This is a genomic window from Spirulina sp. CCY15215, assembly GCF_016888125.1.
GTDB lineage: Bacteria > Cyanobacteriota > Cyanobacteriia > Cyanobacteriales > Spirulinaceae > CCY15215.
Genome location: NZ_JACSWA010000582.1, coordinates 96,703 through 114,838 on the forward strand (window position 1 = coordinate 96,703; position 18,136 = coordinate 114,838).

The window sequence follows — 18,136 nt, forward strand, 5'->3', positions numbered from 1 at the left end:
ATCAACTATCAACTATCCACTATCAACTATCCACTATCAACTATCCACTATCAACTATGAATAATATTCTGGAAGTTAACAATTTAAAGAAGTTTTTTCCCACACAAAATCGTGTTTTTAATGGGTTTGGGAAGAAACCGCCCTCACATTTACTTCATGCAGTGGATAATGTGAGTTTTTCTCTGGCATCCGGGGAAAGTTTGGGACTTGTGGGAGAATCGGGATGCGGTAAATCAACCCTCGTGCGTCTCATTACTCGCTTAATTGACCCGACAGAAGGAGAAATTTGGTTTGCAGGGGAAAATATTGCCCGCATTCCCGCTCAAAAAGCTGCCCGTCATGGAATGCGATCGCAAATCCAATTAGTCTTTCAAGACCCCCACGATAGCTTAAATCCACGCTTTACCGCCTTTGATAGTATAGCAGAACCTCTCAAGCGCTTAGGTAATATTTCCCAAAGCGATCGCCTGCAAAACCGCGTTGAAGAACTTGCCGATCGCGTCGGTTTATCCCAAACACTTCTCACTCGCTTTCCTCACCAAATTTCCGGCGGACAAAAAGCGAGAGTAGGAATTGCCCGCGCGATCGCCCTCAACCCCAAACTTTTAATCCTCGATGAACCCACATCTGCTTTAGATGTTTCCGTACAAGCCATTATTTTGCGTCTCTTGGCAGACTTGCGGGAAACATTGGGAATGAGTTATCTTTTCGTTTCTCACGACCTCAATGTGGTGCGTTTATTATGCGATCGTGTTGTTGTCATGTATTTAGGTAAAATTGTCGAAATGGGCAACACAAATGCTCTTTTTCGCCAACCTTTGCATCCTTATACCAAAGCCCTCATTGCTGCCATTCCGCACCCTAATTCTCGCCATTCTGCTGTTAATCTTAAAGGGGAACCGAGAAGTCCCATTGACCCCGATCCCCATGTTTGTCGCTTCTACGGACGCTGTTTTAAAGAAGCCAAACAATGCCATCAAACCATGCCTTTATTGCAATCAAAAGAAAGCGATCGCTTTGTTGCTTGTCATTTTCCCGAAATTTAAAGATTGCGATCGCCAAATTTTAATACTGGCGATCGGCTAGAATAGTTGAAGGAAATAGATAGAGAATTCCCCATTAATCTCGACAATCTGAGAGGTCAAGATGGTACAAACACCGACTCAACTAGAAACCGAAACATTATTGCTCGAGTACCCCAAAACTCTTAAACTCTATGTTACCCAAGAACAGTTTGCTGTCCTAGCTGCCAGCAATCGAGAATTGCGACTAGAAAGAACCGCAGGAGGAGAGTTAATTGTGAATCCACCGACAGGTTGGGAAACAGGAAAACAAAATTGGAGTATTTCCGGAGAATTATATCTCTGGTGGCGAAATTCAGGGGAACCGGGAGAGGCTTTTGAATCATCGACTGGATTTACTTTACCCAATAGTGCCATTCGTTCCCCTGATGCTTCTTGGGTGAGTCAGGAACGTTGGGATGCACTAACTCTTGAACAAACGGGAACGTTTGCTAATATTTGCCCTGATTTTGTAGTGGAATTGCGTTCTGTTTCCGATACGCTGAAATCCCTACAAGAAAAAATGCAGGAATATATGGAAAATGGCGCTGTTTTAGGCTGGTTAATCGATCCGAAAAAGAGAAAAGTAGAGGTTTATCGACTGGGTTCGGAAGTAGAAATATTGTCAAATCCAACTGAGTTATTAGGTGAAGAGGTTTTACCTGGTTTTGTGTTAAATATGCGTCGGGTTTGGGGTTGAAATAGAGATTGTAGATGGGTGGCGATCGCGGTGGTGGTGTTTTCTCTATTGTGTAATTGCCGTCTAAGTACAGTGCCTTGTTATACGTTATCACTTGAAGCCCATATAGCAAATAACTCATCATATTTTTCTTGTAATGCTTTTAGTTCATCTTTAAGCCTTATAACCTCATCACCAGAGAATGATTTAACTGTGGCATAATCCTGTTGCTTGCGAACGCCATATTCGTTTTTTGGATAAAGATTATGTGCTGGATCGACCCACACAACGTGAAATATATTGTTCCAAATAAATCCATGTATTCTCCCGTATGATTTAGTAACTCTGACCTCAAATGCTCTCTTTATCGTTATAGATTCTGCTTCACTTTTTGCGGAGTTTCTATCTCTTGTTTCTAAAAATAATTTATCAGCCACTTTTTCAACAACACTTATAGAAAATTCATTTTTTGTTCCATTTTTATTGAATATCGACTTAGGTGTTAGGGAAGGGTGCGTTTGTTGTACTATATCTTTTTCTACAGATTATTGAATCTGAGTGATACACTCGAAAAACTTCTCATAATATTTAGGCTCTAGTCCATGAAAAAAGAATTCTTCTGTTTCCCAGTCTATATATTCAAAAGACACCTTTAATTTTTCACTACTAACTGCCTTTGCATCTTGTTCAGCAATTTTGGCGAATCTATTAGACATTAGCAACCCGTAATTTTGCAGCGAAGAATTCACGCATTGATTCCTTGGAAATTATTGCAGTGCTTCCTTGAGATTCATCTAAATCCTCGCGAGCATCTAACCAAGGGCTTTCTCGATGCGTCATAGTGCTTAATGCAGCGCCATCATACCTACCGTATGCACTTACAATATCAGTAATAAATTCAAGTATTGAAGCATCTGATTGACCTATATCTTCGCTGATTTGACGCCACTCATATTTTCTATACCTATCATATAAACCACGTATAACAGGTCCATGTTGCCACGCTTGAAAATCTTCATCAAACAATTGATTTCCTTCAGCCAAAGCATAACTTTGAGCGTAGTAGCACAATTTTTGCAATTTCATTGGTGAAGGACTTTCATCAAATAGCATTCGATGAATATTAATGATTGTTCTTTGAACCCTATCCAAGTTATCTGAAATCATATTTTTTATCTCTTATGTTATTCCTGCAAGACATTTTAGCCCATAACTATGTATTAGACGGCAAGTACATTTTAACTTTCTTCAACAGCTATTGTCAAGCACTTTCGATCTAATACCAATACTATAGCGTTTTCACTGGTGTTTTTCTTTATTGTTGGTTTGAGGTAGACAATGGCTCTTTCTGGGGTTATTTCTTAACTAAATCTAATCAAGCTCATGAAGATAATCTTTGATTTTTAACTTTAGATCTCGTGAAATAGGATATGAAGCAACTTCCCTTTCAATGTCTGATTTAGACTTACCTTTCTTGCGAAGTTCATCTACAACGGCCCGAAAAACTTTTTCAAATCCATATTCGGCTAATCCCTTAGATATTAATCCCAAAAGTCCAAGTACAGCAATTCCTCCCAGCATTCCAAAAGGACCACCAAGCATAGCCAATGCTGCTGTAATTGCTGCCGCGCCAGCCCAACCTGTAACAGCCATAGCGACTAGAAGGACTAGACCAGGTACTCCTAATGCTGCAATTTTATCTACAATTTGATCCACCTTTTAAACACTCCTAGGTAAAAAATACTAAATTGAGATATTTTAATCAAAGCAAACCCGAACGCTAATCTATAAATAGATCAGCGTTCACAATAATCATTGCTTTGTAAGCCTTGTAGCCTCTTCAGAAAAACTGTCTGGAATATTGAAAATTAAGAGTTGTGGAAAAGCAGCACAAGACGTTTTAATTACTTAGATGGTTGGGATTGGTTTTTGGCAAATTGAACTCCTTTATAAATACCAAAACCGACTAATCCAGCAGCAACTACAACTCCTGCAACGGGTAAAGCCACAGTGGTGGTAGTTGTTAACCCAATCACACCTAAAATCCCTGGTGCGGGTGCAGTTATGGTTGCTATTGTAACTGAACCTGCTCCTACTAGGCTAGCCGCTCCTCCCGTAATAGCTCCAGCGACTTTTACATCATCCATAACAAATCTCCTTACAAAATATGAGATTGTAAACTAAGGCTATTTCTCAACCCCCGCAGTCTAACATTATAATATGTGTGTTGTCAAGCAAATGCTAGATAAACCCTTTATTGAGATAATTATCACCAATACAATCGCTAAATAGAATTAGACTGGCTACAGCCCACATCACAATTATACCATTGAGTCTTTGCGTCCATTAGGCTTTTTCAACAGCAGCAAGATCGCCGAGAAACCAAGATTCTAGTTCATGGCAAATAATACGAATTAGGGTTGTAGGTTGTCCTGCATCTTGACAAAGTTTTAAAAGTTCAGATTTTAGTTGTTTACAATCATGGGAATCTTGATCGTGGACGATAATAAATTTTGTATCAGGACTATTTTGAAAGGCTTTGATTTTCTTAGGGATCGAACGAAACAAATCTTGTTTGCCTTGATGGGGGATACAAATATGGGTAATTTCATCAGGAATAATTTGAGGTAAGAGCCAATCTAAAATATTTTTCATGGAAGGTTCTTCTAGTAAAAAAATTAGATTATAACTCATTAGGGAGCAACTCCTTCAAACCAGCCTTGACTCCAAAGGTAGCCGGGTAAATCTCCTGCTTGGACTAGATTTCTCAGCATTTCATGCTCACTTGCTTTAGCAATAGTTGTAATACCCTGTTCTTTTTTGAGCCAGAAAATACTTTCTAATGGTACAGCATTAAGAAAATCCGGAGAATGGGTCGAAACAAATACTTGACCACCTCTAGAAGCATAGCTGGAAAATTCCTCAGCAAGTTCTATTAGGAGAGTTGGATAAAGTTGATTTTCGGGTTCTTCAACACATAATAAAGGATGAGGTTTTGGATCAAAAAGTAATATTAAATAGGCAAACATTTTCATTGTACCATCAGAGACATAGCGATCGATAAATGGGTCTTTAAAGGCTCGATCTTGAAACTTTAGAATTAGTCTACCATCCTCAGTATTTTTTGCTTCTACTTTAGAAATACCGGGGATTCGTTCTTGCATTCGTTTGATAACCTGCTTAAATATTTCGGGGTGTTCTTGATAGATATACTGGGCAACTATTGCTATATTATCTCCAGTGGGGGAAAGATGTTCGGCATAGAGTGCGTCTTTACTGCCTCTAGCATCACTAATATGAAAGTCAGAAATATGCCAATTTTCAATTAGAGAACGAAAGGCATTTGCTGCTTTAAAGCGTTGAAATTGCCCCAAACCTTTAATTGCTAAAATATCACTCGATTCAAGGTTTTGTTCTTCTCTCTCTAATTCTTCATCGCTTTTAAAGTCCTCTTCATTGGTAATGGCATATCCTTTACCTTTTTGGAAATCAAGAAAATGATAAGGGGAACCATATTCACCGCGTTTGTAGCGTAATATTTCTCGTTTAATAATAGGTCGTCTTTTTTCTTGCCCGACAATGAGTTTATAGGTGACTAGACGTTCGATGTCCAAGATTTCCATGCGGAATTTAAGTTCTATTTCAATATTTTCTTTTTCTTTTCCTCTAGTGATGACTTCGTTAAATCCACCACGAACTTGCAAGGCTTGGCGAATATTGTTTTTTAGGGCATCGCGGAGAAAGCCAAAAATATCAAATAGGGTTGATTTACCCGTGCCATTAGCTCCAATAATGACGCAAAAAGCTGGGATATTCTTTATTTCTAAGGATTCAAAGACCCGATAGTTTTTGATTTTTATAGAGACGATTTTCATATTTATAAATCATTAGCTATTGATTGATAGCAGCACAGAGAGTATAGCCCGAAGAGCCATCGGATTGAAAATCCCTTCTTACTTGGTTGGATATGCTGAGGAAACCTCAGCATCCCCCAAGCGCTGTCTCATACGAAAAATCCATTGAAAGCGGTCGAGGGATGCTGAATTTAGTTCAGCATATCCAATCGACCAAGAGAAGGATTAGGGTTGTCGCGATACGGCTTTACCCGTCAAAAAATCCTTGACAGACCACTAGTGCAAACCAGTTAGTGTAGATTACGATCGCGCCAAAAAAAACCGCTTTTGGTAAACTGAAGGCCGCGATCGCCGCTAAAACCGATGATCCTGGCAATTGAGGTTCTCTATCGCCATCAGGAAGAATGCTTTAAATTAAGCTAAAATAGCAATAATAAAGTTTTGGTCGGTTTTGGGATTAATAAAAATCATAATCTTATGTCTTTGGTTAAAATAAAAACACTCCCTTCATTACCGCGATTAATGCGTAAATTGTCATCAAGATAGGTAATATCGAGCCAACCTTGGCGATCGCGGCTGGCAATACTAAAATCAAGAGGAGGGAACTTTTGACCCGATTCAATTTTTTTAATGATTTCCTGGGGAGACTGATAGCTGAGAAAGCGTTGTAAGCCAAAAATAGAGCGCTCAAATTTCACATTAACACGACGTTCGGAAGCTGGAGAAAAAGTCGCCGTTACGCAGACCAAACCCTCCAAAAACGGTACACCAATGACTTCCGCGAGATTGTAAACTTTGGCTGTTTCTGGACGCAAGCATTGATAAATCTGTCCGAGTTGAAAGAGAGGAAAACGATCTAATCCCAACAATTCGCGACTGGTAGTATAAAGCAAACGCCAGTCTCCCTCGAGTAAATGGGTCGCTTTCACGGGTTTAGGAGTCGGGTTTTCATCTTCTAATTTCGCGATCGCATCGAGAATGGCAATTTTATCGAGTTCATTTGTGAGAAGCCCTCGATTTTTGCCAGCAAGCGCCCCGAGTAATGCGGTTTTCTTATCCATTGCTTCAGTCTTTTTCTACTCTACAGAAGCCCTATTCTACTAAAATATGGGTTGGTTTAACTGCTATTAACGCGATCGCCTCTTATGAACCCAGACAAATCAATTTTTACCCATCTGAGTCAAGCCCTCTCCCAACTCATTGTCGGTCAGGAAACCGCCGTAGAGCAATTGCTAGTTGCTTTATTAAGTGGAGGTCACGTTATTATCGAAGGAGTACCGGGGACGGGGAAAACCCTGATGGTCAAATTATTGGCTAAGTTAATCGGTGCTGATTTTCGTCGGGTACAATTAACTCCCGATATTCTTCCCTCGGATATTTTAGGAACCAATATTTTCGATCTCAACAGTCGCAACTTTACCTTGAAAAAAGGTCCTATTTTTACAGAAATTCTCCTCGCTGACGAAATTAACCGCACTCCTCCCAAAACTCAAGCAGCACTGCTCGAAGCAATGGCAGAACAACAAGTTACCCTAGATGGGGAAACTTTGCCTCTCCCCGAGTTATTTTGGGTCATTGCGACGCAAAACCCGTTGGAATTTGAAGGGACCTATCCCCTCCCCGAGGCGCAATTGGATCGTTTCTTGTTTAAACTGCATATTGACTACCCCGATCCTCAAGCGGAAAAACAAATGCTTCTCAACGTGCAGAAGGGGTTTCGCGCCCATCGTCTCGATCTGCTTAAGGTTGACGCGATCGCGCGAGTCGAGGAAATTATCGCAGCCCGTGGGGAAATGCAGCAGGTTAAAATTGAGGAGCGTGTTTTAGATTATTTGTTAGCATTGGTACAGAAATCCCGCCAACTTCCCGATTTGGCTTTGGGTGCGTCTCCACGGGCGACTGTGGCATGGTTGCAAACCAGTAAAGCACAGGCATGGTTATCCGGAAGGGACTTTGTTACCCCGGATGATATTAAGGCGATCGCGCCTCCTTTGTTACGCCATCGTTTTATCCTTAAACCGGAAGCTCAATTAGACGGGGTAAAAATAGAGGGAATTATTGCCTCTTTGCTCAAACAAGTTCCAGTGCCTCGATAACTGAGGGTTCGCGATAAGATTGTAATTTTTCGATTTTTAATTTAGGAAAATTTTGTTTTTAAATAATTTTGTGAAAGCGATCGCCAATTTTTTAAAGCGTTTGGGGTTGAAACAATCTGTAAAATCTGCCCCGATATTGCCTTCTGTCACGGTTCCTGCACTGCTTCCAAATAATGAAGCCGATCGCCTCAAAGCTCTACAAGAATACAAGATTCTCGATACGCTGCCGGAACAAGATTTTGATGATTTAACTGCCATTGCTGCTCAAATTTGCGGCACTCCCATTGCTTTGATTAGTTTGATCGATCGCGATCGCCAATGGTTTAAATCGAAGGTAGGACTGGATGCAGAGGAAACCCCCAGAGATGCCGCGTTTTGCGCCCATGCCATCCTCGAACCCGACAAAGTGATGGTTGTCCCCGATGCCCTCGAAGACGAGCGCTTTGAGCGCAATCCTTTGGTGCTGCAATATCCCGATATTCGCTTTTATGCTGGTGCGCCTTTGGTGACTCCGGAAGGGTTGCCTTTGGGGACTCTCTGCGCGATCGATAGTAAACCTCGAGAATTGACCCCAGAACAATTAAACGCCCTGCAATCCCTCAGTCGTCAAGCGATCGGGCAAATGGAACTCCGTCGCAACAATTTTAATTTAACGGTAGAAATTAGACAGCGAGAAAAAGCAGAAATAGCTTTGCTAGAGGAACAGGCAAAATCGGAAAGATTATTATTAAATATTCTCCCTCGGGCGATCGCGGAACAACTGAAAAATAAACCCGAACTAATTGCAGAGAAATATGAAAATGTGACGATTCTTTTTGCCGATTTGGTTGATTTTACACGCTTTTCTAGCCAAGTTTCTCCTCAAGAAGTTGTATCGTTTCTTAATGATGTTTTTTCCTGCTTCGATCGCCTGAGCGATCTTTACCAGATGGAGAAAATCAAAACTGTAGGGGATGCTTATATGGCAGTTGCAGGTTTACCCAAACCTCTAGAAAATCCGGCAGAAAATGCCGCTAATTTAGCCTTGGCGATGCTAGAAGCAATGGAGAAATTAAACGCTAAAAATGCTTATCAGTTTGATTTACGCATTGGCTTAAATTCTGGAGATGCGATCGCTGGAGTCATTGGGGAGAAAAAATTTGTTTATGATATTTGGGGGGATGCAGTCAATACAGCAAGTCGCATGGAATCTCTCGGCATTCCAGGGAAAATTCAGGTTTCCCAAAGGGTTTACGAACAGTTAAAAGATAAGTTTACTTTTGAAGCACGAGGTGCGATCGAAGTCAAGGGAAAAGGGATCATGAATGTTTATTTTTTGGTTAAAAAATGATGATTATTTCAACATAGAGAACAAAAGATTTACAATACAAAAGTTTCCTATTTAATTTCCAGGTGCGATCGCCCTATCTATTTTCGTCTTCATCCATTAAAACAATGCGACGCTGGTTGGGTGCTAACATTGCACTTTGTTCTTGCATAACATTTAAGGCTTGAGAAGGATCGAAACTGCGATTGAGATTAGCACGCAAACGGGTAACTTTGTACTCAGCTTCTCGAACTTCCATGCGAACGGCTTGTACTTTGGCTCGCTGTCCCCAATAGTAGGGAAATAAATTGGTCAAAGTGGCGATCGCCACTGCGGATAAACCACCATTAATCGCTAGTTTTAAAATTGTTTCACTAGCTCTTGCGATATGGGCATTTCGCTTTTTCGGGCGAGAACGATAGGCACGAGATGGCTGAGAACTAGACTTCGGCGGGTTTGGAGATATATTGTTAAATTTTCTAGCTGCTTTCATAACATAAAAAGTCTCGTGGTAACAGTATCGATATTACTTCAAATAGGATAACTACTATTTTGATGCTGCCTCGATTCTATCAAAAACCTCTAAAATTACCAATCCTTGGGAATATTTTTTTAAAGATCGAATGTACTTTTTTACCAATTCTCAAAGACGATTATTCTGTGCCTAGCATTTGCAATTGATATAAACTAGCATATAAACCATCTTGTGCTAATAATTCATCATGGTTTCCAGATTCAACTAATTGACCCCGTTTCAAGACTAAAATGCGATCGACGTTACGAATCGTTGACAGACGGTGAGCAATAATAATTGCTGTGCGTTCTTCTAATAGCCTGTCTAAGGCTTCTTGAACGAGTCTTTCTGTTGCAACATCTAAACTGGCAGTGGCTTCATCTAGTACCAAAATTCGAGGATCGCGAATGGCAACTCGGGCAAAAGCTAGTAATTGTTTTTGTCCTCCGGAAAGATTTGTTCCTCTCTCTCGCAATTGGGTGTTATAACTTTGGGGTAATTGTTCGATAAAGTCTGAAACATTGGTAACTTGAGACGCTTTTTGGATCTCTTCAAAGGAATAACTTTCACCCAAGGTAATATTGCGCTTGACATCCCCAGCAAATAAGAAACTTTCTTGCAGAATCACACCAATATAACGCCGCAATTGTGCCTGACGAAAATCACGAATGTCAATGCCATCAACAATAATTCTGCCTTTACTGGGTTCGTAAAGACGACAGAGAAGGCGAATAATTGAACTTTTTCCTGCTCCTGTGGGTCCCACCAAAGCAACTTTTTCTCCAGGGCGAATGGTAAAGTTTAAATCTTGGAGAATGTATTCATCGGGTTTATAACCAAAGCAAACATTTTCAAAGCGAATTTCTCCTGGTTTATTCTGCGATCGCCATTCAAGTCCCTCTAAAAATTCGCTCTCTGTATTTCCACTCGGATCGCGAATCTCAATAGGTTCATCCATTAATTCTCCAATTCGTTCGATCGCCGTAAATCCTGATTGGATCATGGTAAATTTTTCCGCAAATCTTCGCAAAGGATCGAATAAACGTTGAGCATAGAGAATGAATGCAGAAAGTGCGCCAAAAGTCAAATTATCTTGTAAAACTAAAACTCCTCCTAACCATAAAACTCCGGCGATCGCCACTAAAGCAACCCATTCTAAAGTCGCTGAAACCGCCGAATCGTGAAAAATTGTTTTATCGATTTCTTCGCGATACTTTTGATTAATAGAACGAAACATTTCGGAATTAAATTGTTCCCGGCGAAAGAGTTGCACGATATTAATACCAGAAATGTTTTCCGCCAACATAGAATTGAGTTTAGAAAGCTCCTCACGGGCGCGATAGTTTGCCTTGCGATATTGTTGTTGAAAAAAGATAATTAAAGCTGAGACGGGAATGAGCATCAAGACTAACATTAATGCTAATTTCCATTCCAACGCAAAAATGGTAAAAACAATAACAATAATGTAAATAATATCACTGAGAATACCGATCGCCCCCGTCGCAAAGACATCCCCCAATGCTTCTACATCGCTAGTAATTCGCGTTACTAATCGTCCCACGGGAGTGCGATCGAAAAAGCTAGAAGCAAGGGATAAAACATGATTGAATAAATCTTCCCGCACTCCGGCCGTAATTTCTTGACCGACTCTTTGTACGAGATACCCTTGCAAGGAAACAAAAGCAAGGCGAATCGCAATGCTAACCAGTAAGATTTTAATTAAAGTGCCAATGCCCGTGGATAAAGAAACACCTGTTAAAATTGCCCAAGTTGGTTCTCCCCGTAAAAGCGAGATGGCCTGTCCGATAATTAAAGGTTGAATCACCCCTGCAATGGAGACTGGGAGCAAAAGAAGCAAAGAAATTAGAAAGAGTTTACCATTACGACGAGCGTAGGGAACCAGTCGCAGAAACAGCCGCCAATCGTTGGGACGTGGAGTAGGTAGGGGAGAATCTTCCAGGGAGGTTGAAGAGGTAGTCATGAAATTAACGAAAGGCGATCGCAGAAATAGAGTCTAAAAAGACTAATCAGATTGTATCGAAAAAGTAAAATTAGCGCAGAAGGGGAAGGCGATCGCGTTTTCACACTGAAAAAATCGCGATCGCCGAAGAAATAGCCCGATCGTGCAGGGAGTGCGTTATTGTAGGTATAAACCCCCTACGCATCTGTAAGGTCAGAAACCTCAGCCTTTAGGCGTGAGGCTTGAAAGAAAAATCTAGCAAGCCATTCTGACCAGACTAATCCAAGGCGGTAACGAGACTAATATAAAGCCGTCCTCCGCTATGGCGATCAGGACGGGGTTTCTACCCATTTTTCTGATGAATTGGAATCATACCCCGATCGAACAAAAAATTGAGTTTAACTTCAAACAGCCGGACCTTTTATTTTTAGCGTTGAGTCACGCATCTTATGCCAAAGAATTTGGAGATCCTGAAGCCAATAACGAACGATTGGCGTTTTTAGGGGAAGCGATCTATAAACTCACCTTAACCCATTATCTTTACTACAATTGTCCTTATCTTCCCGTGGACAAGTATAAAGGCTTACTGCAAAAACTGGTTGGGGGAGAGCAACTAACTAAAACTTGGTTTCGCTTGGGTTTAGGGGAATCTTATCCCTTTTTAGCACTAAAAGAAGACCGGGCGGTGCTACGTCAAAAAAGAAATAATCCTTTTGGATCAGCTTTTCTAGCTCTTGTTGGTGCTATGCACTGCGATCGCGGTTTTGCTCAAGGGAGAAATTGGCTGATTAAACGGGCAATCTCACCATTGTTATCGAGTCGCCTGCAAAGTATTTCCGATCGCGTCGAACCGATCACACAAGTGAAGTTTTTGGGCAATGTTTTATTAGGGGCGATCGCCACGGATATTGTTTATTCTTCTCTACCTGGAGTCGAAGTGAAAACCCTGAATTCTTTTTATCGAGAATTGACGGGTAAAACCAGAGTAACAGAATATAAAAAGCATTCTCAAGATTTGGGCAATGATTCGGGCAAAGGATTTAAGGAGTTTTTGGGAGAAAAATATCTGGAAGGAAATGAGAGCAATAATCGCACGGCTTTCAATCAAATGCGAGACTGGTTTCAACAAGAATTTGTCAATGAAGAAGACTTTTTACGCAATGCGATCGCGCAACTTCTCAAAGCTGGGAAACCGCAGAAATGGATCGTTCGCACCGTGTTAGGTTATGCCAGTAAAGACTATGATGCAGGACGCGATCGCTTTCACGAATTAATGGATGAAAAAGGAAAAGGTAAAGAAGAAACAGGGGAAAATGAAGATGAAATCGTAAAAAATGAAGATGAAATCCCAAAGAACGAAGAAGAGTGAATTTATTTATTACCCCTTTCTCCATTGATAATTGTAATTGATAATTGTAATTGATAATTGTAATTGATAATTGGTAAGATGGTTTATAGAATTTTAAGCCTTGATGGGGGTGGGATGCGAGGAATTCTCTCTGCAAAACTGCTTTCTCTCATCGAACGGGAAATTAATATTCTAACAGGTCAAACTTTACAAGAATACTTTCAATTTGTTGCCGGAACTTCTACCGGATCGATTTTGGCCGCAGGAGTTGCGATCGGTAAAACGGGAGAACAATTAGTACAGCTTTATCGAGAACAAGGCCGCAGGATTTTTCCCTATTGGGGAGGAAAAGGCTATTTTTTCCCCCAAAGAATACCTTTAATTATACAAAGTGGTCTTTCTGCACCCAAATTTTCCCACGCAGGTTTACAAAAAGTTTTACAAGAAGCATTAGGGTCTGCAACATTAGCTGAAATTCATCAAAACAGTAAAGCACCTAAACTTTTAATTCCAGCTTATGATACTTTCAGTCGTACTCCTATTTTCTTTAAAACTTGGAGAAATCAAGAATGGTATAAAGATATTGAGATTTGGGAGGCTTGTGTTTGTTCTGCTTCTGCACCTACTTTTTTCCCTGCTTATCCTCTCAATTACAGAGGTATAACTTATTCAATGGTTGATGGAGGAGTTGGGGCTAATAATCCTGCCGCTTGCGCGATCGCCTCGGCAATTAATTTGGGGAATAAATTGGAGGATATTTGCATTCTTTCTATCGGTACAGGAGAAGCAACCAAAGGTTATCCCTACGAAGAAACTAGGCATTGGGGACTGACACAATGGGGACTGCGAATTGTTGATATTTTGATGGATGCACCTTTAGATATTGATGAATATATTTCTCGAAAAATTATTTTGCAAAATGAGGAAGATAGCGATCGCTATTTGCGCTTGCAACCAGAACTTTCTAATGAGTATTTAGATCGCGTTCTCGATGCAGAATTAAGAGGGAAATTAGCAGAAAAAATAAAAGGGAAAAAACCAAGAGTTATCGAAGATATTGACGATGCTAGTTCGTTTAATATCGAGGTTCTCTCTGCCCTTGCTGAGGGATATTTTCACAACGCAACTGTTAGTATTAGGAACAAAGAAGGGCGCAAAAGATTGGTTAGTATTAAAACCCAAATCAAGAATTTTCTGGAGACTAATGCTTAAATTGCTGACGATCGCGGCCACTTTTAATCCCATTAGGACAAAATTGCGATCGCCAAGGGCCGCAAGATAGCCTTTGAAAAAATCCATCAGAACAAGCTATAATGGTAAACTAGGTCAAAAAAAGTAGTCTCAAATTAGAACAGTTTAAGGGTAATATGGGCGAGAAAAGCAACGGTATTAAAGTTATTGCCGATAATCGTCAGGCACGCTATCTCTACGAAATTCTCGAAACCTACGAAGCGGGGATTGAATTAGTGGGGACGGAGGTTAAGTCCATTCGCGCGGGGAGAATCAATTTACGGGATGGTTATGGGCTGATTCGTAACAGTGAAGCTGTCTTAATTAATGTGCATATTTCTCCTTATGAGGCCAGTAGTCAATATTTTAACCACGATCCCCGACGAACTCGCAAGTTATTACTCAAACGGAAGGAAATTAATAAGTTAATTGGTAAAGTCGAAAAAGACGGTTTAACTCTCGTGCCTTTGAAAATGTATTTTAAAGGCAGTTGGGTTAAAGTTCTGCTCGGGTTAGGACGCGGGAAAAAACTTCACGATAAACGCGAGTCTATTAAACAACGTGATGATAAGCGGGATATGCAACGGGCAATGAAGCGTTATTAATTCGTATTAATTAAAAAATACTTAAAAAAGAAGAAGGAAAAGAATAAGTATCTTTTCCTTCTTGTTGGTTTTTATTGTTGTTTTGATTATCCTTTCGCTGGTCTTTTTGTTTTTGACTTTGAATTGGTTCTCCTTTGAGCTTTTTCCGCATCATTTGCTGTTGTTTTTTCAGTTGTCGGTGTCGTGCAGAGCCACCCTTGCCTTTATGGTTGCGTCCTTGACGACGAGGGGACTCCCATCGCTTCAGTCTCATGGCGATCGCTCCTTAATTGTGTTACTTCTGTAGCATAACACGATTTTTCGAGAATCGCCACCCAAGGATAACAGCGATCAATCTGTAATATAGCGCCATCCCTCGGGTTCGTATTCCCGTTGAATTTGCACTAGCCAGTCCCCTTGCGGTACTGCGATCGCCTGGTGTTCTTCGTGGGTTAAAGTGGCAGTATCGGACAAAACTCGCAGAAACAGAGTTCCTTCTCGTTCGTATAATTCCGCCTCACCGTTGCTGATACGGTGAGAATGTCCTGTCACTTCCCCCTCTGCGAGAGTGAGATGAGTAAGTTTTTCTCCTGTTGCTTTGGGGACGGGTTGGAGGAGGACATCCCCTTGTCGAATGGGTTGCATAGTCTTTGGATGAATTAGCAAGAATCACTGTAATCATAAATCAATCGCGAGTTCTGTTAAAAGAATAGAAAATTCCTCGATACAGTTGGCATTTGTCGTTAAGTTTGAGGATGGTGATCTCTTCGCGCTAGATCGCGGAGAAGTTGACCCAGAACAATTCAGTCTGTGGAAGGAGTTTGCTCAATGGCTAAATTAAAAGTTGCGATTAACGGTTTCGGTCGGATCGGTCGCTTAGTCGTGCGATCGGGAGTCAAAAATCCCAACATAGAATTTGTCGGTATTAACGACCTCTTTCCCCCGGAACAACTTGCTTATATGTTCAAGTACGACTCAACCCACGGCACCTTTCCTGGGACTGTAGAGGGCAATTCAGAAGGGATATCCATCGACGGTCATTTTATCCCCTGTACAGCTTTGCGAGACCCTAGCGAACTCCCTTGGGGCGATCGCCAGGTTGATTATGTGGTAGACGCAACGGGACTATTTACCAATTACGATGGCGCAAACAAGCACATTCAAGCAGGAGCCAAGCGGGTCATCCTGTCTGCACCCACCAAGGAACCCGACAAAATCAAAACAATAGTTCTCGGAGTCAATCAGGAGACTTTCGATCCTGCCACTGATACCATTGTCTCTAATGCAAGCTGTACGACCAATTGTTTAGCTCCCATTACAAAGGTCATTGATGATAGTTTTGGCTTGTCTGAAGGCTTAATGACCACCGTACACGCCATGACTGCAACTCAACCCACTGTTGATGGACCCAGTAAAAAAGATTGGCGCGGGGGACGGGGTGCAACGCAAAATATTATCCCAGCTTCTACGGGTGCAGCAAAAGCGGTGACGCTTGTTTTACCGGCTTTAAAAGGCAAATTAACGGGGATGGCCTTGCGAGTTCCTACTCCTGATGTTTCTGTGGTGGATCTAACGTTTAAAACCGAAAAAGCCACCAGTTATGAAGAGATTTGCAAGGCGATGAAGGCGGCTTCTGAGAATGATTTAAAAGGCATTCTTGGTTATACCGATGAATGTGTTGTTTCGATGGATTTTAAGGGAGATCCTAATTCTAGTATTTTTGATGCTGGGGCGGGAATTGAGTTAAACTCTAATTTCTTTAAGGTCATATCTTGGTATGACAATGAATGGGGCTATTCTTGTCGTGTTATCGATCTGATGGTACTTATGGCAGAAAAAGAAGGAATTCTCTAGAAAGATCGATTTCTTTATCCCTATCCGGGGCAAGCGCTTTTGGTTGCCCCTCTTTTTTTGGCTTTTTAAGACCAAGGGGAGGGAGGAAAATTAATTTGCATCAATAGGAACTTGTAACCATTGACTAATTTGTTCGGCTAACCAGTCTTTCTCCTCCGCATTGAGATTGGGAATATCAAAGATTTGATTACGAGTGGTGAGGAGCAATCTAGGATGAGAATATATGCCCTTTTTGGATCTCGATCTTAATGCTAAAAAATCGCGTCTGGATGCCCTTTTTTTGTTGACTTTTATCAGCATCTTATTATACATCAAAATATTGACCGAATCAATTTCTAAGTGTGTTTCCCAGAACAAACCTTTCAGAAAAGGCCACATAAACATAAAACCAATGCCGGTAGTAATCGCCGAAAAGATAAGGAGCCATAATGCTAAAAATTCTCCTTGTAAGATAGCAAAAATGATAAAAATAAAGGAGAAAATAAAGGGGAAAATGAAAGAGGAAAATAGGGAAAAACCAACGAGAAAAAGAACAAAATAAGTAACTTTTTTTGAGAAATTATGTTGACTGAATCCGGAAGCAGGAATGATGAGATGTAAGCTATTTTGTTGTTGGCGCAGAATGATTTTACTCTCATTTGGTTTACCGATCCTAGCAAGATTTGTGGGGATAGGTTTGGGGGGCAAACAGGGTTTTTCTAATGCTTCTAGTGCCTCTAGTGCAGAGGATAAGCGTAAATCACGACTAGGTTCTACGAGCCATTTTAACCAATAGGTAAAATCTGGACTCAGGTTAGTTTCTGTTTCAAATTCAATGCGTAAATCTTTTTGTGGTAAATCTGAGGGATGTTTTCCTGTTGCGATCGCGATTAAAGTTGCTCCTAAGCTATACAAATCTGAAGCGGGATATGCTTTCCCACCAAATTGTTCAGGGGGCATATAACCATAAGTACCCACAATTGTCATGGTGCTTCCAGGTTGTGCGGAACCGTGGGTTTGTACGGAATCAAAATCTACTAGAAAAACTGTACCGATATGGTTGCCCGAGCGATCGCCGATAAGAATATTACTGGGTTTAATATCGCGATGAATAACAGCAGGTTGACGGTTATGCAAATAAATTAAAATCTCTAATATCTCTTTCGCAAGTTGTTGCATTTCTCCTTCACTAAAAGTCCGTCCCGCATCGAGATGTTGCTGAAGAGATGGAGAAGGAACATAACTTTGAATTTGGACAAATCCTTTGGCTTTTTCGGTATTGAGATCGAAATAATCCAAATAGCGGGGAATATGAGGATGAGAGAGAGATTGCAAGGCATTTGCACCCCGTTCAAAAAGTTTGTGATCTTGCCATTGGAAATCGCGATCGAAGAGGAGAATCTTCACCACAACGGGTTTTTTTGTCTCGGTATCTAGGGCTAAAAAGGTTTTTCGAGAACCCTTGTTACTCAAGCGTTTTTTGAGTTCATAGCGCCCATTAATAATCGAATTACTCATTTGAATTACTCATTTAAGGAACAAGAGGGTTTGGAGACCAAACACCTACGAGGGGACGGAATATTATTGAATTGCGTAAGAACAAGAGGGTTTGGAGACCAAACGCGGAATATTATTGAATTGCGTAAGAACAAGAGGGTTTGGAGACCAAAC

The 18,136-nt window shown here is 40.9% G+C and carries 20 protein-coding genes and 1 pseudogene; 8 read left to right on the forward strand and 13 right to left on the reverse strand.

The window, feature by feature from the left end; translation table 11 throughout:
- Nucleotides 1-56: 56 nt before the first annotated feature.
- Nucleotides 57-1,046: an ABC transporter ATP-binding protein gene (locus JUI58_RS21400; protein ID WP_204105852.1), complete on the forward strand. Its 990-nt coding sequence runs from the start codon at nt 57-59 to the stop codon at nt 1,044-1,046.
- Nucleotides 1,047-1,146: 100 nt separating this feature from the next.
- A complete protein-coding gene (locus JUI58_RS21405) occupies nt 1,147-1,761 on the forward strand; it encodes a Uma2 family endonuclease (RefSeq protein ID WP_204105853.1) in 615 nt (204 codons plus the stop codon).
- Between the two features lie 80 nt (nt 1,762-1,841).
- Here JUI58_RS21405 and JUI58_RS21410 read toward each other — a convergent pair whose 3' ends face one another.
- The 8 genes and pseudogenes from JUI58_RS21410 to JUI58_RS21445 form a co-directional block, all read right to left on the reverse strand.
- Nucleotides 1,842-2,177, reverse strand: a complete 336-nt coding sequence (locus JUI58_RS21410) for a hypothetical protein (RefSeq protein WP_204105855.1) — start codon at nt 2,175-2,177, stop codon at nt 1,842-1,844.
- Between the two features lie 108 nt (nt 2,178-2,285).
- Nucleotides 2,286-2,456: a hypothetical protein gene (locus JUI58_RS21415; protein ID WP_204105857.1), complete on the reverse strand. Its 171-nt coding sequence runs from the start codon at nt 2,454-2,456 to the stop codon at nt 2,286-2,288.
- Entirely contained in the window at nt 2,449-2,907 is a 459-nt protein-coding gene (locus JUI58_RS21420) for a type II toxin-antitoxin system antitoxin SocA domain-containing protein (protein ID WP_204105858.1), read from the reverse strand. The genes JUI58_RS21415 and JUI58_RS21420 overlap by 8 nt, the downstream gene beginning before the upstream one ends.
- Before the next feature lie 204 nt (nt 2,908-3,111).
- The gene (locus tag JUI58_RS21425) at nt 3,112-3,456 is read right to left on the reverse strand and encodes a hypothetical protein (RefSeq protein WP_204105859.1); all 345 of its coding nucleotides are present in this window, start codon (nt 3,454-3,456) and stop codon (nt 3,112-3,114) included.
- 188 nt (nt 3,457-3,644) lie between these two features.
- Nucleotides 3,645-3,887 carry a hypothetical protein gene (locus JUI58_RS21430; protein WP_204105861.1) on the reverse strand — a complete coding sequence of 81 codons (243 nt, stop codon included), beginning with the start codon at nt 3,885-3,887 and terminating at the stop codon, nt 3,645-3,647.
- A 202-nt stretch (nt 3,888-4,089) separates the two neighbouring features.
- A pseudogene (locus JUI58_RS21435) lies at nt 4,090-4,434 on the reverse strand (DUF4276 family protein); the annotation flags it as partial.
- Nucleotides 4,434-5,615: an AAA family ATPase gene (locus JUI58_RS21440; protein WP_204105865.1), complete on the reverse strand. Its 1,182-nt coding sequence runs from the start codon at nt 5,613-5,615 to the stop codon at nt 4,434-4,436. The pseudogene JUI58_RS21435 and the gene JUI58_RS21440, both read right to left, overlap by 1 nt.
- Before the next feature lie 446 nt (nt 5,616-6,061).
- Nucleotides 6,062-6,655: a PAP/fibrillin family protein gene (locus tag JUI58_RS21445; protein WP_204105866.1), complete on the reverse strand. Its 594-nt coding sequence runs from the start codon at nt 6,653-6,655 to the stop codon at nt 6,062-6,064.
- Nucleotides 6,656-6,739: 84 nt separating this feature from the next.
- On the opposite strand from JUI58_RS21445, the gene JUI58_RS21450 reads away from it, so the two are divergent.
- Together JUI58_RS21450 and JUI58_RS21455 are read left to right on the forward strand one after the other, a co-directional pair.
- Nucleotides 6,740-7,690: a MoxR family ATPase gene (locus tag JUI58_RS21450; RefSeq protein ID WP_204105868.1), complete on the forward strand. Its 951-nt coding sequence runs from the start codon at nt 6,740-6,742 to the stop codon at nt 7,688-7,690.
- Between the two features lie 52 nt (nt 7,691-7,742).
- Nucleotides 7,743-9,020 carry an adenylate/guanylate cyclase domain-containing protein gene (locus JUI58_RS21455; protein WP_204105869.1) on the forward strand — a complete coding sequence of 426 codons (1,278 nt, stop codon included), beginning with the start codon at nt 7,743-7,745 and terminating at the stop codon, nt 9,018-9,020.
- A 73-nt stretch (nt 9,021-9,093) separates the two neighbouring features.
- On the opposite strand, the gene JUI58_RS21460 is transcribed toward JUI58_RS21455, so the two are convergent.
- A complete protein-coding gene (locus tag JUI58_RS21460) occupies nt 9,094-9,489 on the reverse strand; it encodes a hypothetical protein (RefSeq protein WP_204105871.1) in 396 nt (131 codons plus the stop codon).
- A 160-nt stretch (nt 9,490-9,649) separates the two neighbouring features.
- On the reverse strand, nt 9,650-11,491 hold the full coding sequence (locus tag JUI58_RS21465; protein ID WP_204105873.1) for an ABC transporter ATP-binding protein: 1,842 nt from the start codon (nt 11,489-11,491) through the stop codon (nt 9,650-9,652).
- Nucleotides 11,492-11,828: 337 nt separating this feature from the next.
- On the opposite strand from JUI58_RS21465, the gene JUI58_RS21470 reads away from it, so the two are divergent.
- From JUI58_RS21470 to smpB, 3 genes are all read left to right on the forward strand, one after another.
- Nucleotides 11,829-12,839 carry a ribonuclease III domain-containing protein gene (locus JUI58_RS21470; RefSeq protein WP_204105874.1) on the forward strand — a complete coding sequence of 337 codons (1,011 nt, stop codon included), beginning with the start codon at nt 11,829-11,831 and terminating at the stop codon, nt 12,837-12,839.
- A gap of 78 nt (nt 12,840-12,917) precedes the next feature.
- On the forward strand, nt 12,918-14,030 hold the full coding sequence (locus tag JUI58_RS21475; RefSeq protein ID WP_204105875.1) for a patatin-like phospholipase family protein: 1,113 nt from the start codon (nt 12,918-12,920) through the stop codon (nt 14,028-14,030).
- A 155-nt stretch (nt 14,031-14,185) separates the two neighbouring features.
- Nucleotides 14,186-14,653: an SsrA-binding protein SmpB gene (gene smpB, locus JUI58_RS21480; protein ID WP_204105876.1), complete on the forward strand. Its 468-nt coding sequence runs from the start codon at nt 14,186-14,188 to the stop codon at nt 14,651-14,653.
- Nucleotides 14,654-14,663: 10 nt separating this feature from the next.
- Here the strand turns inward: smpB and JUI58_RS21485 are convergent, their stop codons facing one another.
- Nucleotides 14,664-14,906 carry a hypothetical protein gene (locus JUI58_RS21485; RefSeq protein ID WP_204105877.1) on the reverse strand — a complete coding sequence of 81 codons (243 nt, stop codon included), beginning with the start codon at nt 14,904-14,906 and terminating at the stop codon, nt 14,664-14,666.
- A gap of 77 nt (nt 14,907-14,983) precedes the next feature.
- Nucleotides 14,984-15,277, reverse strand: coding sequence for a hypothetical protein (locus JUI58_RS21490; protein WP_204105878.1), 294 nt, complete (start codon nt 15,275-15,277; stop codon nt 14,984-14,986).
- 183 nt (nt 15,278-15,460) lie between these two features.
- Here JUI58_RS21490 and gap point away from each other — a divergent pair, with 183 nt between their 5' ends.
- Nucleotides 15,461-16,486, forward strand: coding sequence for a type I glyceraldehyde-3-phosphate dehydrogenase (gene gap / locus JUI58_RS21495; protein WP_204105879.1), 1,026 nt, complete (start codon nt 15,461-15,463; stop codon nt 16,484-16,486).
- Between the two features lie 90 nt (nt 16,487-16,576).
- Here the strand turns inward: gap and JUI58_RS21500 are convergent, their stop codons facing one another.
- On the reverse strand, nt 16,577-17,983 hold the full coding sequence (locus JUI58_RS21500) for a serine/threonine-protein kinase (RefSeq protein ID WP_204105880.1): 1,407 nt from the start codon (nt 17,981-17,983) through the stop codon (nt 16,577-16,579).
- Between the last annotated feature and the right edge of the window lie 153 nt (nt 17,984-18,136).

Excerpts from the sequence above, each read along its gene's own strand:
- JUI58_RS21400 (WP_204105852.1), top strand. The coding sequence starts at position 57 with ATGAATAATATTCTGGAAGTTAACAATTTAAAGAAGTTTTTTCCCACA.
- JUI58_RS21405 (WP_204105853.1), top strand. The coding sequence starts at position 1,147 with ATGGTACAAACACCGACTCAACTAGAAACCGAAACATTATTGCTCGAG.
- JUI58_RS21415 (WP_204105857.1), bottom strand. The coding sequence starts at position 2,456 with ATGTCTAATAGATTCGCCAAAATTGCTGAACAAGATGCAAAGGCAGTT.
- JUI58_RS21420 (WP_204105858.1), bottom strand. The coding sequence starts at position 2,907 with ATGATTTCAGATAACTTGGATAGGGTTCAAAGAACAATCATTAATATT.
- JUI58_RS21430 (WP_204105861.1), bottom strand. The coding sequence starts at position 3,887 with ATGGATGATGTAAAAGTCGCTGGAGCTATTACGGGAGGAGCGGCTAGC.
- JUI58_RS21440 (WP_204105865.1), bottom strand. The coding sequence starts at position 5,615 with ATGAAAATCGTCTCTATAAAAATCAAAAACTATCGGGTCTTTGAATCC.
- JUI58_RS21445 (WP_204105866.1), bottom strand. The coding sequence starts at position 6,655 with ATGGATAAGAAAACCGCATTACTCGGGGCGCTTGCTGGCAAAAATCGA.
- JUI58_RS21450 (WP_204105868.1), top strand. The coding sequence starts at position 6,740 with ATGAACCCAGACAAATCAATTTTTACCCATCTGAGTCAAGCCCTCTCC.
- JUI58_RS21460 (WP_204105871.1), bottom strand. The coding sequence starts at position 9,489 with ATGAAAGCAGCTAGAAAATTTAACAATATATCTCCAAACCCGCCGAAG.
- JUI58_RS21465 (WP_204105873.1), bottom strand. The coding sequence starts at position 11,491 with ATGACTACCTCTTCAACCTCCCTGGAAGATTCTCCCCTACCTACTCCA.
- JUI58_RS21470 (WP_204105874.1), top strand. The coding sequence starts at position 11,829 with ATGAATTGGAATCATACCCCGATCGAACAAAAAATTGAGTTTAACTTC.
- JUI58_RS21475 (WP_204105875.1), top strand. The coding sequence starts at position 12,918 with ATGGTTTATAGAATTTTAAGCCTTGATGGGGGTGGGATGCGAGGAATT.
- smpB (WP_204105876.1), top strand. The coding sequence starts at position 14,186 with ATGGGCGAGAAAAGCAACGGTATTAAAGTTATTGCCGATAATCGTCAG.
- JUI58_RS21485 (WP_204105877.1), bottom strand. The coding sequence starts at position 14,906 with ATGAGACTGAAGCGATGGGAGTCCCCTCGTCGTCAAGGACGCAACCAT.
- JUI58_RS21490 (WP_204105878.1), bottom strand. The coding sequence starts at position 15,277 with ATGCAACCCATTCGACAAGGGGATGTCCTCCTCCAACCCGTCCCCAAA.
- gap (WP_204105879.1), top strand. The coding sequence starts at position 15,461 with ATGGCTAAATTAAAAGTTGCGATTAACGGTTTCGGTCGGATCGGTCGC.
- JUI58_RS21500 (WP_204105880.1), bottom strand. The coding sequence starts at position 17,983 with ATGAGTAATTCGATTATTAATGGGCGCTATGAACTCAAAAAACGCTTG.